This is a genomic window from Micromonospora sp. M51 (assembly GCF_018070305.1).
GTDB lineage: Bacteria > Actinomycetota > Actinomycetes > Mycobacteriales > Micromonosporaceae > Micromonospora > Micromonospora parva.
In genome coordinates this window covers 1-707 of sequence record NZ_JAGPXZ010001369.1, presented here as the reverse complement: position 1 = coordinate 707, position 707 = coordinate 1, and the positions used below count along the sequence as shown (strand labels likewise).

General features: G+C 70.0%; 1 protein-coding gene. It reads left to right on the top strand.

What is annotated here, in order from left to right:
- Positions 1-504, top strand: a 504-nt coding sequence (locus KBX53_RS34885) for an aminoacyl--tRNA ligase-related protein (protein WP_305798017.1), incomplete at its 5' end; no start/stop codon positions are given.
- Positions 505-707: the final 203 nt, after the last annotated feature.

Sequence of the window (707 nt, the reverse complement as noted above, 5' to 3'; positions counted from 1 at the left end):
TGTTACCGGCGGGAGTCGGCCGGTTCGCACTCGGACGAGCGCGGCACGGTGCGGGGGCACCAGTTCAACAAGGTGGAGATCTTCCAGTTCACCCTGCCGGAGCAGGCCGACGCGGCGTTGGAGGAGATGCTCGCCCACGCCGAGAGCCTGGTCGAGGGGCTCGGCCTGCACTACCAGCGCACGCTGCTCTCGGCCGGTGACGCCAGTGCCTCGATGAAGAAGACGCTCGACATCGAGGTGTGGATGCCGAGCACCGGCAAGTACAAGGAGGTGTCGTCGGTGTCCTGGGCCGGCGACTACCAGGCTCGTCGGGCGGCCATCCGCTACCGCGAGCCGGGCGGCAAGCAGACCCGTTTCGTGCACACGCTCAACGGCTCGGCGCTGGCGACGAGCCGGCTCTTCCCGGCCATCCTGGAGCAGTACCAGCAGGCCGACGGCAGCGTCCTGGTCCCGAAGGTCCTCCAGGAGCGCCTGGGCACCGACCGGCTGACCCCCCTGCGCTGAATCTGTCGGCGGCGGGGCTGGTGCTATCCGCACCAGCCCCGCCGTCGTCGTTTCGGGCCACGGGTGTCAGACCGTGGTCGATCCCGCCGGTTCAGGCACCGAACACCTCCGCGTGGGTCAGCCGGGCGTCACCGGGCTGCCAGTCGGCGACCGCGATCGCCACGTACCGTCCGGAGGACCTGGTCGTGACCGTGGTCTCGGGT